Here is a 14,769-nt window from a genome sequence, read left to right on the forward strand (position 1 = left end):
AGAGCCCAATTCACCCGGCCACCCGGTTGCCCCCGTTCCCTGCCGGATCCGAGGCGAATGTGGGCTTTTTTCAGATACGTCCTTGTCGCGAGGATCCTTCTCATACGGTGGTCATCAGAGGCTGCAACCTATTTGTAGCTGGTCGCTCCGCTTCGGGCGGTGCGGCCCCCTTGGTAGCAGGAAAGGGCGGAAGGCTCTGATGTCCGATGACGTAACGACACCTGACGGTGGCCCGCCCGCGGGCACACCGACGCGGGGGCGGCGCAAGCTCTGGGTTGCCGCCGGCGTGGCCGGGCTGACCGGCGTCGTCGGCCTGGCGGCGCTGGGTGGCCTGGCCTCCAGTGACGACAAGTCCGGCGACACCGACCGGCTCTCCGACGCGCGCTCGACGGCACCCAGGCAGAACGTCAGCGACGCCGGCAAGGCCGACGAGGCCGGCGGCGAGAAGACCGGCCAGGGCGAGGACGACTGGAGCGGCCAGGGCGACCGGAAGCACGACGACCGGGAGAAGGAGGTGCCCTGCGACACCGACAAGCTCATCCAGGCGATCACGGACGCCAACAAGAAGGACGGCGCGACGCTGAGGCTCGCCAAGCACTGCACCTACGAGCTGACCCGCAGCGAGCACGGCAACGGCCTGCCGGTGATCAAACAACCGATCGTCCTCAAGGGCGACGACACCAAGATCGTCCGGGCGGCGGACACCGAGCGCTTCCGGATCCTGAACGTCGGCAGCAGTGGCCACCTGACGCTGAAGAACGTGACCATCAAGGGCGGACAGACCGTCGCCCGCAAGATGGCCCCGCCGCCACCGCCCGTGGCGACGTTCGGGCTGTCGGGCTCGACCCCTGCCGCTGCGACCCCGGCCCGGCCGGCGATGGCGGCGCCCACGCCGTCGGCAGCCGCACCGGGGACGCCGGCCACTCTCGCCGAGCCGGCCACGGCGGAGGTGCGGGCCGACGGCACGGCGACGGCCGCGCCCGGGGTGGTCAGCGCCGACGGAGCGGGCCTCCTCGTCCAGCGAGGCGGCCATGCCGACATCGAGCACAGCACGTTCAAGCAGAACCAGGCGGGCGGGAACGGCGGGGGGATCGCCAACTTCGGCACCACGAACATCCGCCACACGTCGGTGGAGAACAACAGCGCCGACGGCTTCGGCGGCGGCATCTTCAACGTCGGGGTGCTGCGGCTCGAGGAGTCGAAGGTGACGTACAACAGCGCCGGGCTGGGCGGCGGCGGCATCGCCAACGGCACGAGTGCGAGCGGCAGCACGGCCGACGGCGGCACCGTCTGGGTGTGGAAGAGCACGATCAGCCACAACCGGACCGCCGGCCTCGGCGGGGGCGTCTTCGACAACGATGGCGAGACCACGATCACGCAGAGCCACATCACCGACAACGTCGGCCGCACGGACGTCGGTGGCGTGATCGCCCTCCACGACAGCAGGCTGAGCCTGGAGCACGTCGTGGTGGCGAACAACCACACCGAGGGCGAAGGCGGCGGCGTCGGGGTCGGCAGGGACTCCCACGCCGTGATCGAGAACAGCGTGATCAGGGAGAACGTCGCCGAGGGGTTTGGTGGCGGTGGCGTCTACACCGATGACTTCGCCACCACCGTCCTGCGGGACACCGAGGTCGTGGCGAACCAGGCGGTCAGCCCGGGCGCGGTGGGCGGCGGCATCGTGAACGACTTCGGCACGACGAGACTGGTCGGGACGAAGGTGGCGCACAACGTCGCCACCGAGCCGCCGGGCGGCATCTGGACCAACAACAACCGCGTCTTCATCGACCGGAAGTCGGCCGTCACCGACAACCGGCCGACGAACTGCCAGGGCAGCCCGGTCATCCCGGACCGCTGCTTCGGCTGAACACCGGACCGCACCACCACATAGCGAGGGCTCCTCCGCGCCGCCCCGGCGGCCCGGAGGAGCCCTCGCCCATCCGCCTGGGCCCTCTTGACCGTTCCCGCGCCGATCTGGACGGTCTGCGTCGACTACGTACCGTAGCCGAGCGCCTCACCTACCGGCACCAGTGCGAGCGATCGACCCGCCCGGGTCGTCCACACCGCGCACGAGGGGCCCGTACCGAATGTGGGGTTCTTTCGGATATGCCTTCGAGGTGAGGAAGATTCTCATACTGTCGGTTCGGGAGCTACAACCGATTTGTAGCAGGGGGCGCTCGCCTGTGGCGTCGCGACCCTGTCTGGTACTAGGAGAGGGCAGAGAGCTCCGATGTCCAACTACCTAACGAACAACGACTCCGAGCGGCCGGCGGCGCAGAAGCGTCGCCGCAAGCTCTGGCTCGCCAGCGGTGTGGCCGGGTTGACCGGCGTGGTCAGCATTGCCGCCGTGGGTGTGGCCACCGGCGCCGGCGCCGTCGGCGCGGACGCCCTGAACTGGTCCACCGCCCAGGTCACCAAGGACGGCGACCAGGGTCGCGAGGACGACCGGGGCCGCGAAGGCGACCATGGCCGCGAGGGCAAGGAGGACCGGGACCGGCACGACAAGGACCGCGGGAGGGAGGTGCCCTGCGACTCCGACAAGCTGATCCAGGCGATCATCTTCGCCAACAACAACCACGGCGGCGAGTTCAAGCTCGCCAAGGACTGCACCTACAAGCTGACCCGCTCGGACAACCACGGCAACGGCCTGCCCGTGATCAAGGAGAAGATCACGCTCAAGGGCCACAACACCAAGATCGAGCGGGACGCCACCGCCGAGCAGTTCCGGATCTTCAACGTCGGCAGCGGCGGCGACCTGACGCTCAAGGGCCTGACCCTCAAGAACGGCCAGACCGTCGAGCGCAAGAAGGAGCCGCGGATGACGGCGGAGGCGGTGTGGTCGCGGTACGCCAACTCCGTCGAGGCCGCCGCCGCGGCCCAGGCCGGCAAGCCGTACCTGGAGCTGCTCCAGGCCGCGCCCAAGGGCGCGGCGGCGGCGAACGCCGAGGCCGCTCCCGGCGCCGAGGTCTCCGCCGAGGAGAAGCAGAAGAAGAAGCAGACGCACGACGGGGCCGGCATCCTGGTGCAGCCAGGCGGTAAGGCCGACCTCGAGAAGACCCACGTCGTGGGCAACCAGTCAGGCGGCAACGGTGGCGGCATCGCCAACTACGGCAAGACCAACCTGCGCCACACGACCGTCGAGGACAACACCGCCTTCCTCTTCGGCGGTGGCATCTTCAACGCCGGCCTGCTCCGGGTCGAAGAGTCCAAGGTGACGCACAACCAGGCCATCATCGGCGGCGGTGGCATCGCCAACGGCGCCCCGGAGTTGCACCGGCACGACGACATCGACGGCGGCACCGTCTGGATCGACAAGAGCGAGATCAGCCGCAACGAGACGCTCGGCTTCGGCGGCGGCCTGCTCGACGTCGAGGGCGACACCACCGTCAAGGACTCCAAGATCACCGACAACTTCGCGGGGGTCGCGGGTGGCGGTATCGCGACGGCTGAGAGCCAGCTCGACCTGAAGCACGTCCTGGTCGCCAAGAACACCACCGTCGGCGTGGGCGGCGGCCTCGCGCTCGGCTTCGGCACCCACGCCACGGTCGAGAAGAGCGAGATCGCGGAGAACGTCGCCGGGTTCTTCGGTGGCGGCGTGTTCAACCTGTTCAGCCAGGTCACGTTCCGCGACAGTGCGATCGTCCGGAACCGGGCCGTCGGCCCGATCGGCATCGCCGGCGGCATCTTCAACGTCCGCGGCGAGGTCACCCTGCACAACACGAAGGTGGCGGACAACTTCTCCACCTTGAAGCCGGGCGGCGTCTTCAACTACCAGGGCGACGTCGACGTGGACGACAAGTCGGCGATCAGGGGCAACAAGCCGACCAACTGCGAGGGCAGCCCCACTCCGGTGGAGAACTGCTTCGGCTGATCACCTTCGGGTGACGTGCGGCCGGCGCCACCGGCACCGGCCGCACGGACCGGACGAACACCGAACCGGCCCCCTCCCGCACTCGCGGGAGGGGGCCGGTTCGCGTCGCGCGTCAGCTCTGCACGAACACCGCCACACTGCGGGCCGGCACCGTGAACGTGCCGCTCGCCCGGTCGAACGAGGCCGTGCGCAGCGCCTCGTCCGCCGAGGTCCGCAGCACCGGGTGCAGCGCCACGTCCGCCCCACGCAGCCCCGTCAGCTGCTGCGTCGCCGCCTCCGGGGTGGCGTTGAAGACCACCGTCACCGACTTCCAGCGCCCGTCGAGGCCGCGGCCGTCGAGCGTCATGGTGAGCACACCGGGCGTCTCGGCCGCGCCGGAGAGCGGGAAGGCGACCCGCTTCTGCACCTGTTCCGCCGTGGCCAGCCCGAAGACCGGCGAGGAGCCCCGGATCTTCAGCAGCTCGGCGTACCGGGCGTCGGTCATGTTGATCGCCGCGCAGTCCGGCACCAGGGCCGGATCGGCCAACAGCGGCTTGGCGTACGGCCACTTGTCCCGGTTGTCCTGCGCGGGCGGCAGCCCGGCGCCGAACCCGTTGCCCTGGGCGCAGTCCCAGCGGATCTGGTTGAACCAGTCACCCGAGTTGTACGAGTTGCGGTCCAGCGACTTCGAGCGCAGCCGCTCGGTGCCGGTGGTGACGAACCCGGGGCCCTGCCCCATCACCACGGTGCTCAGCGCCAGCACCTGCATCCGGGCCCGGTCCGCCACGGGGGTGTCCTGCGGCAGCTTGTACGCCAGCGCGTCGTACAGGATCTCGTTGTCGTGCGCGTCGACGTAGGTGACCGCCTCCCCGGGCGCGGCGGTGTAGCCGGCGGGCGAGCCGTTGTAGTCGACCTGCGCGCCGGTGACCTGCCGGCCGGCGGAGTCGGTGAACCGGTAGCCGCGCAGGTTGCCGGTGAGCCCCACCTTGATCAGGTCGTGCTGGTGCAGCAGGCGGGCCCGCTGCTCGGCCGCGGACCCGTTCACCGGATCACCGTTGGGGTCGGTGAACAGGCCGGAGGCGAAGCCCTGCACCCGCGGGTTGGCGTCGAACGGCCCGCCGCCGCGCACCGCGTCGCGGAGCCGGTCGTTGAAGGTGCCGATCCCGGTGCCGGCCATGTTGGCCTGGGTGGCCTGCACGAACCGGGCGTCGCCGGCTACCTCGCCGAAGTTCCAGCCCTCGCCGTAGAGCAGGATCTTCTTCCCGTCCACGCCGTCGCGGGCCACGGTCAGCTCGTCGAGCGCCTTCCGCACGGCCAGGATGTTCGCCTTCGGGTGGTGGCCCATCAGGTCGAACCGGAAGCCGTCCACCTTGTACGCCCTGGCCCAGGTGACCAGCGAGTCCACCACGAGCTTGCCCATCATGGCGTGCTCCGGGGCGGTGTTGGCGCAGCAGGTCGAGTTGGCGACGCTGCCGTCCTCCAGCAGCCGGTGGTAGTAGCCGGGCACGACCTGGTCGAGCACGGACTTCGGGTCGGCGCCCGCCGCCGACGTGTGGTTGTAGACGACGTCCATCACCACGCGCAGCCCCGCGCCGTTGACCCCGGCCACCATCTGCCGGAACTCCGTGGTGCGCTTCGCCCCGGCCGGGTCGACGGCGTAGCCGCCCTCCGGCACGGTGTAGTGCAGCGGGTCGTACCCCCAGTTGTAGCCGTCGGTGTCCGCCACCGCCGCGACGCACTGCTGCTGCTCCTCGGAGTCCGGCGGCAGCGCGGCCAGGTCGCAGGCCGGCTGCCGCTGGTCGGCCCGCCGCTCGGGGATCGTGGCGAAGTCGAACGCGGGCAGCAGGTGCAGGTGCGTCACCCCGGCGTCGCCGAGCGCCCTGAGGTGCGCCATGCCGGCGCTCCGGGGGTCGGTGAAGGCGAGGTAGGTGCCCCGCCGCTCGGCCGGCACGGTGGTGTCGGCGACGGAGAAGTCCCGGACGGACAGCTCGGAGATCTGCACCTTCGTCGACGGCACGGCCGCCGGCTTGCGCAGCGTCGCCCAGCCGGCCGGCGCGAGCGCCGGGTCGGCCAGGTCCACGATCTGGCTGTGCGTGGAGTTCGGCGCCAGCGCCAGCGAGTACGGGTCGGTCACCGCGGCGGTGACCATCTGCTGCGTCGCGGGCTGCCACGCCTGCACCTGGTAGCGGTAGTACTTGCCGTGCCAGTCGCGGGCGCCGCGCACCGACCAGACGCCGGTGCGGTCGTCGCGGCGCATCGCCACCGCCTTCGGCTGCCCGGTCGGCGAGTCGAAGAGCTGGAGCGACACCTGCCGCGCCGTCGGCGCCCAGACCGCGAGCGTCGGCACCCTGCCGGCGAAGGTCGGCCCGAGCTTCGCGTCGGTGGCCCGGGCGTAGACGTCGTCGAGCACCCCGGGGATCTGCACGCCGGTCGCGGCGAGCAGGGTGCCCTCCGCGTCCCGCTCGGTCACCAGGAGCTGCCCGCGCAGGGCCGCGGGGACCTTGGCCAGGTCGCGCCGGTCGAGGGCGAAGCTCCGGTACGCCCACAGGTGCGGGAAGGCCGCGCGCTGGGCCTCGGTGAGCCCGTTGCGCTGCGCCGTCAACGGCAGCGTGGTGTACGTGCCGGTCAGCTCGCCGTCGGCGACGGTGACCCCGCCGGCCGGGGCGGTGACCAGGGCGTACGTCCTGCCGTCGGTGGGCCCGGTCTGCCAGGCGACGGTCGAGCGGTCGATCCAGTGCGCCTTCTGCCTGGTGATGTCGACGTCCCGGACGGCGCCGGACGCGGTGGACGGCAGCAGCCGCCCGGGCGTTCCGGCGAGCAGCCACACCTCGCGGCCGGCGGTGGCGAAGTCGAGCCGCTGGTCCTCCGGCAGGTCCTTCTCGTCGCCGGAGTGGATGATGTAGCTCAGCCCGGTGGCCCCGGCTGCGAGGGGCACCCGGAACACCGCGCCGAACGCGTCGACGCCGGCCGGGGCGAGCGGCTTCGCCCAGTCCGTCGGGTTGGCGGCGCCGTCCCACAGGTGCAGGCCCCAGCCGTCGTAGTTGCCGTCGGCGCGGCGGTAGTGGATGAGCGCGGTGCCGTCCTCGACGGGCGGGTCGGGCTCGCCGGTGGCGGCCTGCCGGGTCGGGTAGATCGCCGGGTCGCCCTGCTTGACCCAGACCTCGCCGGTCTGCGTCACGTCGATGGTGCGGTCCTGGCCGACGTCCTTGTTCCCGTTCCTGTCGACCACCAGGAAGCCGACCGACTTGGCGCCCGGCTTGAGCTTCACCCAGGCGAACCGGCCGTAGGAGTCCTCGCCGGCGAACGGCTGTCCCTTGGGCCACTCGGTGGCGTACGCGGGGTCGATGTCGCCCCAGGTGTAGAGCCCCCAGTCGTCGTAGCCGCCGGCCGGGCGCTGGTAGTGCACCACCGCCCAGTCCCGGGAGGCGGACTGGGCCGGGGTGCCGACGGTGGCCGTGGACCGGGCCGTGGCGGTCCGGCCCCTGCCGTCGCGCACGACGGCCTTGTACTCGACGGTCGTGCCGCCGGCCAGCCCGGTCAGGTCGTGGTGGACGGTGTACGGGGCCCGGTCGGCGCTGCCGAGCAGGGTCCACTTTCCGCCGGCGACCCGGGCGGCGACGGTGACGGTGGCCAGCGGGTCGCCGGTGACCTGGGCGGTGACGGCGGCCTTCGTGGCGACGGGCTCGCCGGGCGTCGGAGCGGTGATCGTGATCTTCGGCGCGGCGTCGGGCAGCGCGATCGGGGTGCCGGCCCGGTGCACCACCGCCGACAGCGGCGGCACGGTCAGGGTGAGCCTGCCGTCGGCGGCGGCGGCCGGGGCGGCCGAGCCGCCGTAGACGCCGGCGAAGGTGGCGCCGGCCGACCAGGTGTCCACGGTGACAGTCTGCGCGGTCGCGGCGTTGTTCACCGCGACGACGTACTCGGTGCGCTGCTTCGGGTCGATCCGGGAGAACGCGAAGACGCCGGGTCCGTCGGCGGCGTACCGGGTGACCTGGACACCGTCGCGCAGGGCCGGGTGCGCCTGGCGCAGCGCGCCCAGCTCGGCGATGGCCCGGTAGAGCGGGTGCGTCGGGTCGAACTGGTCGACCGCGTGCGTCCGGTCGGTGCCGAGCAGGTCGTCGTCGAGGTAGTCGGGCGTGCGGGAGGCGAACATGTCCTGCCGGGCGTCCTTGTCGCCGCCCGGGCCGGTGAAGCCCTGTTCGTCGCCGGAGTAGACCACCGGCTGGCCGCGGGTGAGGAACATCAGCTCGTGGGCGAGCCGGTCGCGGCGCAGGTGGCTGGCCGGGTCGGTGCCGCCACCGGCGATGAACGAGCCGATCCGGCCCATGTCGTGGTTGCCGAGGAAGGTGGTCAGCCGCCGCGCGTCGGTGTCCCGGGAGCGGTAGAGGTCGTCGCGGGCGTACACGTCGGCGAGGGCCTTGGCGGAGCCGTCGCCGGCGGTGTAGCCGCGCGCGGCCTCCTGGAAGGCGAAGTCGAGGGTGGCCGGCAGGCCACCGCGCCGCACGTACGTCGAGGTGATCTCCGGGTCGGCGCTGTAGACCTCGCCGAACATGAAGAAGTCCTTCTTGCCCGCGCGGTCCGCGGCGCGCTCGATGCCCTGGCTGAACTGCGGCCAGAAGTCGAGGTTGGCGTGCTTCACGGTGTCCAGCCGGAAACCGTCGACACCGGTGGACTCCACCCACTCGGAGTAGACCTTCGTGAGCCCGCGCACCACCTCGGGGCGCTCGGTCCACAGGTCGTCGAGCCCGAAGAAGTCGCCGTACTCGCTGTTCTCCCCGGCGAAGGTGGAGTCACCCCGGTTGTGGTACATGGTCGGGTCGTTCAGCCACGCCGGGACCTTGACCTTCGCGTCGGCCGGGGTGTCGAACGTCGGGGTGTACGGGAACGACGTGGTGTCGACCTTCGGGAAGTCCCGGCTGCCGTCGGCGTAGTGGCGGTCCTCGAAGGCCCGCCCCTGCGCGTCGGTGTAGGGGGAGGTCGCCTTGTCCACGTAGGTGTACTTGTCCTCGGCGTACTTGATGACGTCGGCGGTGTGGTTGACGATGACGTCGAGGTAGACCTTGATCCCGCGCTGGTGGGCGAGCCGCACCAGCCGCTTCAGGTCGTCCCTCGTGCCGAAGTGCGGGTCGACCTGGGTGAAGTCGGTGATCCAGTAGCCGTGGTAGCCGGCCGAGACGTCGGACCCGGTGCCCTGCACGGGACGGTTCTTGAAGATCGGGGCGAGCCAGATGGCCGTCGTGCCCAGCCCCTGGATGTAGTCGAGTCGGTCCGTGACGCCCTTGAGGTCGCCGCCGTGGTAGAAGCCCTTGTCCTTCGGGTCCAGCCCGGTGGAGAGCCGGTCCCCGGTGAGGCCGCCGGCGTCGTTGCGCGGGTCCCCGTTGGCGAACCGGTCCGGCAGGACGAAGTAGAACTGCTCGGCACGGGCCTGGTTGCCGCTGGCTTCCAGCAGCGCCTCCGCCGGGGGCTCGGCGCGCCACTGGGTGGCCCCGGCCGCGGCGAGCGGGCCGGTGCCGTCCGTGCCGTCGGCGGCGTCGGCGCCGAGCTGGTGTACGGCGACCGGGGTGCCCACGAGGGTGAGGGTGAGCAGGGAGACGAGGGCGAGCAGGGCCTTGCGCGGTATCGGCGGGGGTTTCATCGACGGCCTTCCTCTGGTCGCTGATTGGCCCGCACGCTAGCCCTTGCCGAAACATTCTGCAATACCTTGCAAACAGAGTCGCAACAAAGCAGTGCGCTTGCAAAAGCAGGGCCCGGCGCGAACGCGCCGGGCCCTGCGAAGTCGGTGGCCTACAGCCCGTGGCAGGCGACGCCGTCGACGGTGCAGCTTGCCGGGCGACTCTCCGCGCGCTGGACGTAGAACCGCAGCGCCACCGACGCTCCCCCGGCCAGATCCTGGCCGCTGCGGTAGGTGAAGCCGTCGTCGGTCCGGGTGGCCGTCCCCTGTGGCGCGCCCTCGATCCACGCGCTGCCCAGCCGACCGCCCGAGAAGGCGAGCCGGGCCGTCCACGCCCGGCCGTCCCGGGAGGTGTTGCTGACCAGCACCTCGCCGACGAACCCGCCGTGGGACTCGTCCACCACCCGGTACCGCCCGCTCACCGGCGACGTGGTCGGCGGCAGCAGCAGCACCGTGTCCTCGTCTCCGCCAGGGTTCGGGGACGGCGTACGGCTGGAACGCGCCGGCGTGGGACCGTCCGGAGTGGACCGGCCGGTGACGCGGCCGGACGGCGTGGGCGACGCCCGCCGCGACGGCGACGCGGCCGTGGCCGGCACGCTCGGCGCGGGCCACGGGTCGAGCAGGGCGAGGGTCGGCTCGGGCGGGCCGGGCTGCGCGTCGAACGCGGGGCTGCGCCCCCGGTAGGCGCCGAGCGCGATGACCAACAGCACCACCATCACCCCGGCGCCGACGGACACCACGATCCACGGCGAGGACGCGATGACGGCCGTGCCGTAGGACCTGCTCGATGCTCGGCGCATGCCGGACACCCTCCTCCAGCGGTCGTCCGAGAAAGCGTAGCGGTCGCTGGCAAGGAGGTGGACGCCGGAACGGCCCCGCCGGACGGGACGGTCAGGCGGCGCGCAGGACCGTGCAGATGACCGGGCCGTCGTCGGTGGCGCGCAGCAGGTAGCGGTAACGCTCGCCGGGCACCGCTCGACCCAGGCTGTCCAGGAACTCCCACTCGACGGCCACCATCGTCAGCAGTGCCGACATCGGCTGCACGTCCTCGATGGCCGCGTGCGCGGCGACCAGCTCGCGCTCCTGGTAGTCGGGGGCGGCGCCCACGAAGGACAGTGCCACCGCCGCCGGGGAGGTGAACGAGAAGCTGTACGTGTCGGCGACCACCAGCCCCGGCAACGCGTAACAGCCGGCGATGGCGGGCAGGTCGCCGGTGGTCAGCGCCACGCCGTACCGGTCGAAGAAGTCGGTCAGCGTGTCGAGATCGGTGGAGGCTCTCACAGGGACAGAATTTGCCTGCCGGCCGCCGGGCCAAACCTCAGCGCGGCGGGATGTGCACCTCGATCTCGGCGCCGAGCCGGGCGTCGCCGGCCAGGCCGAGGTCGTCGCCGCTCCAGAACCGGCCCGGGTCGTACCAGTTCGGACGCCGCCCGGCGGGGAGCAGCCCCATCGCCTCGTAGGTCACCGCGACGACCTCCGCGCAGTACGCCGTCTCCAGCGCGCGGTCGCGCACCGACGCCCCGGAGCGGTCCCGGCCCCGCCCGGGCAGCGCCGGGACCCGCATCGCCGGCACCCGACCGCGCACCCAGCGCCAGGCGAGCTGGGCGGTGGAGGGGAACGGCGTGCCGTCGAGCCGGGCGACGGTGCGCAGCACCGCGTTCTCCATCTCCGCGTCAGCCGGCGGGTCGAGCTGGCGCAGCCAGGCGCGCTGGCCGTACCGGTTGGCCCAGACGCAGACCGCGTCCCGCAGGTCGTGCAACTGCACGCCGCGCTGGTGGGTGCCGGACCACATGTCGGGCAGCGACCTGCCCAGCTCCGCGTGCCACATCAGGGGCGGCATGTCGTCCAGCACCACCGCCATTCCGACGTGGTTGACCGGGCTGTTGGTGGTCAACTGGATGGCCCGGTCCGGCACGCTGCGGCCCCGGAACACCCACACGTCGCCGGTGCGGGTCAGCTCCACTGCCTCGTCCAGGCTGATGCTCATGGGGGTCTACCCTAGGCCGATGCGGCAACGGATGCGGTGGTGGAAGGTGCTCGGGCTCGCGGGTCTCGCCGGCGTCGCGGCGTCCGGCGTGGTGATCGCGCGGGCGGAACGGCGGCGTCGGGCGTACACCCCGGAGGAGATCCGGGCCCGGCTGCGCGACCGGCACGCGGAGGCGGCGACGCCCACCGACGACGCGCGCTGACGACCGGCGGGCGTCAGTTCTCGTCGTGGTGGTTGCGGTCCCAGCGGCCGCCGACCGGCGGGGTGTCGAGCCGCACCGGCCCGACCGCGTTGCCGGCGAAGTCGTTGTCCTCGATCCGGCAGGACACGCAACTGCCGTCGGGCGTGATCCAGAGCGCGTGGGTCTGGGTCTGCTCGTCGCGGTGGTCCCAGACGCGGTTGCCCCGCACCGTCGCGGAGTCGACCGCCGCGTTGACGGTGATGCCGGCCCGGACCGGCGGCGCGGCCGGCAGCTCATAGGACGCGCCGGGCGGCGGCGTGTCCTCGTTCCACCCGGTCGGCGAGTCCGCCCGCACCTCGGCGAGGGTGAGGTCGGTGTCGGTGTTGGACACCACGACGGCCGTCCGTGACCCGACCCGCACCACCTTGCCCCGGTGCCCGTCGCGCGGCCAGTGCGCCGTCTGGTCGGTCACGGACCGGTCGTGGTAGCGCACCGACTCGCCCCCGCCGGCCGCGGCCGGGGCGCACCGCCGACCGTTGCTACGGATGCGGTTGTTCACCACCACCGCGTCGGTCATCGGCCGGTCGATCCGGATCGCGTCCAGGCCGTTGTCCCAGAACTCGTTGCTGTCGACGACCACGTCCGCCGCCGCGCCCCGGTAGCCGTGCCCGAGGTCGTGCTCGTGGTGGCCGTACCCGCCGTTGCCGCTGATCCGGTTTCCACGGATCGTGTACGGGCCCGGCGTGTTGCCGATGCTGACCCCGTCGCGGACGTTGCGGTCGATGACGCAGTCGGTGAGGATCCCGCCGCGGCCCGCGACCCCCGCCGTGCCGTTGGCGGAGACGTCGAAGCCGGCGTCCAGGTTGCCGGTGAGGGTGCAGGCGGAGACGATCAGGCCGTCGGCGCCCCAGTCGGAGATGCCGAAGCGGTTGGCCTGGCTGTGGCAGCCGATGATGCGGTAGCCGCGCGGCGGCGTCCAGTGGTCCTTCTGCAGTTCGAGGAAGATCCCGTTGGTGCCGTTGCCGACGGTCGTGCAGTTGGCGATGGTGAGCCGCTCCACGTCGCCCCACCCGCCGATGCCGACGCCGATGCCGGCCCCGCCCATCTCCTCGCCGTTGTCCAGGCGGCCGCAGCCGATCACGACCACCCCGTCGATGAGGCTGTCCTGGAGGAAGTCGCAGCCGAGGCCGGTCGCCCCGGTGTGGTGGATGTAGAGGTTGCGGAAGACGCCGCGCACGACGTACTGGAGGCCGAGCCCCTTGGCGAGGTAGCTGTACTCGACCATCGCCACCCCGGAGCCGTCGATCTCGAAGTCGGCGAAGGTGCAGTCGGCGATGTGCCGGTCGCGGTTCGCGCCGTGCTGCACGGTGGTCCAGAAGGCCAGCGGCGTCGGCTCCGCCCGGTTCCCTTCGTTGCTCAGCAGGAACCGGGTCGCTCCGGGGCCCGCGCCGATCAGCGACACGCCGCTGCGCCACACCGTGCCCGCGTCCCGGATCGAGTAGATCCCCGGCGGGCAGTAGATCACCCGGGCCCGCCCGTCGGCGGCGTACCCATCGCCGAGGCGGTCCACCAGGGCGGACAGCGCCGGCTGGTCGTTCGTCACGCCGTCACCGCGCAGCCCGTACGCGCGCGCGTCGCACCACAGGGGCGCCCCGGCGACCGGGGTGAGCCGCTGCGGAACGGCGGTGGACAGGCTCCGGCGCGACATCGACCCCTCCTTCTCGGCGTGCGGCGGGTGCACTCCGAGCAGGCCGCATTCCCGGCGGCTACGGGCGGAAACGCGTCACCGGTTCACCCGTTCACCGGGGGCGAGGGGCGGCCCGGCTCCGCGCCGCCGCCGGGCGCCGCGCCACTGCGGCGCACCGCCTCCGCCACCGCCTCCGGCGTACGGCCCACGAGCGCGCTCCCGTCGTCGAGCAGCAGCAGGGGCCGCTGGATCAGCTCCGGGGCGGCGACCATCGCGTCGATCCAGCGCGGCTCGGCCGCCTCGTCCCGCGGCCAGTCGGCCATGCCCAGGGCGACCGCGGCGGGCTCCTGCGTCCGGCAGACGTCCCAGGGGCGCGCGCCGAGCCGGCGCAGCACCTCGGTCAACTCCGCGGCGCTCGGCGGCCGGTCCAGGTACGGACGCACCCCGTAACCCACACCGGCCTCGTCCAGGGCGGACCGGGCGGCGGCGCACTTCGAGCAGGACGGGTTGTTCCAGATCTCCATGCCGTCATGGTCGCAGCAGTCCCGTTTCCGGCCGGCGGCGGCCACGGCGACCGCGATACGGACCGGCACCCGACGCGCCTCGCCGACCGGATCGGCGCTGGAAAGCCCGGACGACCTCGCAGGCCATTCAGCTCGGGGTACCGCTGCCCGGCCCCTGTCGAGCTGCCCCACAGACGGGGCAGCTCGACAGGTCCTCCCGCGCTCGGCCCGTCGGGCCCTGTGGAAGCGGGCAGATGGGTCACCACCTCGCAGCCGACGCCTCGCCGGCGGCCGTGCGGCACAAACCGACATTCGGGCACGGACGACGCACGGTCACCCGGGGTGCCGATCGCTTGGAGTGTGGTGTCCGGTTGGTGGTGGGTTGCGGTGGCGGGGGCCACCGCCCCGGCGGGCATGGGTCGGGGGGTCGGGGCGTTGTAACCACCGTGAGCGCGTGACCCCGGGACCGTTTCGGCGGCCCGGGGCAACCGGCCGGAATGCCGGCCGGACCCGCGTCGTTACATCCCCCCGGGACCGCGCCCCGTTGAACGCCGGGCGCACCCCACTTCTGGCGTGACCTTTCCTCACCCCGCGGCGCACCCGCCCCCCCTTCTGGTGTGTGCCGCGTATCCCCCGATCGAAAGGTGCATACGATCATGCGTACCGATCTGATCCGTAAGGCCGCCCTGACCGCTGCCGGCCTCGCCTTCACCGGCGGCGCCATCGCCGGCCCCGTCACCGCCGCCCACGCCGCCCCCGCCGACAGCAAGCCCGCCACCACCCAGGACCGCAAGGGCGGCGAGAAGGAACTCGGCGTGCACTACGAGGCCCAGCCGAACTTCTTCTACTGCGGCCCCGCCGCCACCCGCAACGCCCTGAGCGTGCAGGGC

The 14,769-nt window shown here is 72.3% G+C and carries 9 protein-coding genes and 1 pseudogene; 4 read left to right on the forward strand and 6 right to left on the reverse strand.

The annotated features are described in order from the left end of the window. Nucleotides 1-199 precede the first annotated feature (199 nt). Both ACZ6O2_RS25890 and ACZ6O2_RS25895 read left to right on the forward strand, forming a co-directional pair. The gene (locus ACZ6O2_RS25890) at nt 200-1,867 is read left to right on the forward strand and encodes a right-handed parallel beta-helix repeat-containing protein (protein WP_466024633.1); all 1,668 of its coding nucleotides are present in this window, start codon (nt 200-202) and stop codon (nt 1,865-1,867) included. Between the two features lie 363 nt (nt 1,868-2,230). Beyond that, nucleotides 2,231-3,871, forward strand: coding sequence for a hypothetical protein (locus ACZ6O2_RS25895; RefSeq protein WP_466024634.1), 1,641 nt, complete (start codon nt 2,231-2,233; stop codon nt 3,869-3,871). Between the two features lie 112 nt (nt 3,872-3,983). Here ACZ6O2_RS25895 and pulA read toward each other — a convergent pair whose 3' ends face one another. The 4 genes from pulA to ACZ6O2_RS25915 all read right to left on the reverse strand — a co-directional run bounded on the left by pulA (nt 3,984) and on the right by ACZ6O2_RS25915 (nt 11,508). Beyond that, the gene (pulA, locus tag ACZ6O2_RS25900) at nt 3,984-9,485 is read right to left on the reverse strand and encodes a pullulanase-type alpha-1,6-glucosidase (RefSeq protein WP_466024635.1); all 5,502 of its coding nucleotides are present in this window, start codon (nt 9,483-9,485) and stop codon (nt 3,984-3,986) included. A gap of 149 nt (nt 9,486-9,634) precedes the next feature. Continuing rightward, nucleotides 9,635-10,321, reverse strand: coding sequence for a cellulose binding domain-containing protein (locus ACZ6O2_RS25905; RefSeq protein WP_466024636.1), 687 nt, complete (start codon nt 10,319-10,321; stop codon nt 9,635-9,637). 91 nt (nt 10,322-10,412) lie between these two features. Further along, nucleotides 10,413-10,802, reverse strand: a complete 390-nt coding sequence (locus tag ACZ6O2_RS25910; RefSeq protein ID WP_466024637.1) for a hypothetical protein — start codon at nt 10,800-10,802, stop codon at nt 10,413-10,415. Between the two features lie 37 nt (nt 10,803-10,839). Further along, nucleotides 10,840-11,508 carry a hypothetical protein gene (locus tag ACZ6O2_RS25915; RefSeq protein WP_350711438.1) on the reverse strand — a complete coding sequence of 223 codons (669 nt, stop codon included), beginning with the start codon at nt 11,506-11,508 and terminating at the stop codon, nt 10,840-10,842. Between the two features lie 19 nt (nt 11,509-11,527). On the opposite strand from ACZ6O2_RS25915, the gene ACZ6O2_RS25920 reads away from it, so the two are divergent. Beyond that, complete coding sequence (locus ACZ6O2_RS25920; protein ID WP_350711452.1) at nt 11,528-11,710, forward strand: hypothetical protein; 183 nt, start codon at nt 11,528-11,530, stop codon at nt 11,708-11,710. Between the two features lie 13 nt (nt 11,711-11,723). Here the strand turns inward: ACZ6O2_RS25920 and ACZ6O2_RS25925 are convergent, their stop codons facing one another. Then, nucleotides 11,724-13,397 (reverse strand): right-handed parallel beta-helix repeat-containing protein, encoded by a 1,674-nt coding sequence (locus ACZ6O2_RS25925; RefSeq protein ID WP_466024638.1) that lies wholly within the window; start codon nt 13,395-13,397, stop codon nt 11,724-11,726. A gap of 83 nt (nt 13,398-13,480) precedes the next feature. Beyond that, on the reverse strand, nt 13,481-13,969 hold the full coding sequence (locus ACZ6O2_RS25930; RefSeq protein WP_466024639.1) for an ArsC/Spx/MgsR family protein: 489 nt from the start codon (nt 13,967-13,969) through the stop codon (nt 13,481-13,483). 566 nt (nt 13,970-14,535) lie between these two features. On the opposite strand from ACZ6O2_RS25930, the pseudogene ACZ6O2_RS25935 reads away from it, so the two are divergent. Next, nucleotides 14,536-14,769: pseudogene (locus tag ACZ6O2_RS25935) on the forward strand (C39 family peptidase); the annotation flags it as partial.

This window comes from Micromonospora sp. NPDC048040 (assembly GCF_055587185.1).

What these genes read in the sequence shown, in the direction of transcription:
- ACZ6O2_RS25890 (WP_466024633.1), top strand. Translation starts at nt 200, where the DNA reads ATGTCCGATGACGTAACGACACCTGACGGTGGCCCGCCCGCGGGCACA.
- ACZ6O2_RS25895 (WP_466024634.1), top strand. Translation starts at nt 2,231, where the DNA reads ATGTCCAACTACCTAACGAACAACGACTCCGAGCGGCCGGCGGCGCAG.
- pulA (WP_466024635.1), bottom strand. Translation starts at nt 9,485, where the DNA reads ATGAAACCCCCGCCGATACCGCGCAAGGCCCTGCTCGCCCTCGTCTCC.
- ACZ6O2_RS25905 (WP_466024636.1), bottom strand. Translation starts at nt 10,321, where the DNA reads ATGCGCCGAGCATCGAGCAGGTCCTACGGCACGGCCGTCATCGCGTCC.
- ACZ6O2_RS25915 (WP_350711438.1), bottom strand. Translation starts at nt 11,508, where the DNA reads ATGAGCATCAGCCTGGACGAGGCAGTGGAGCTGACCCGCACCGGCGAC.
- ACZ6O2_RS25920 (WP_350711452.1), top strand. Translation starts at nt 11,528, where the DNA reads ATGCGGCAACGGATGCGGTGGTGGAAGGTGCTCGGGCTCGCGGGTCTC.
- ACZ6O2_RS25925 (WP_466024638.1), bottom strand. Translation starts at nt 13,397, where the DNA reads ATGTCGCGCCGGAGCCTGTCCACCGCCGTTCCGCAGCGGCTCACCCCG.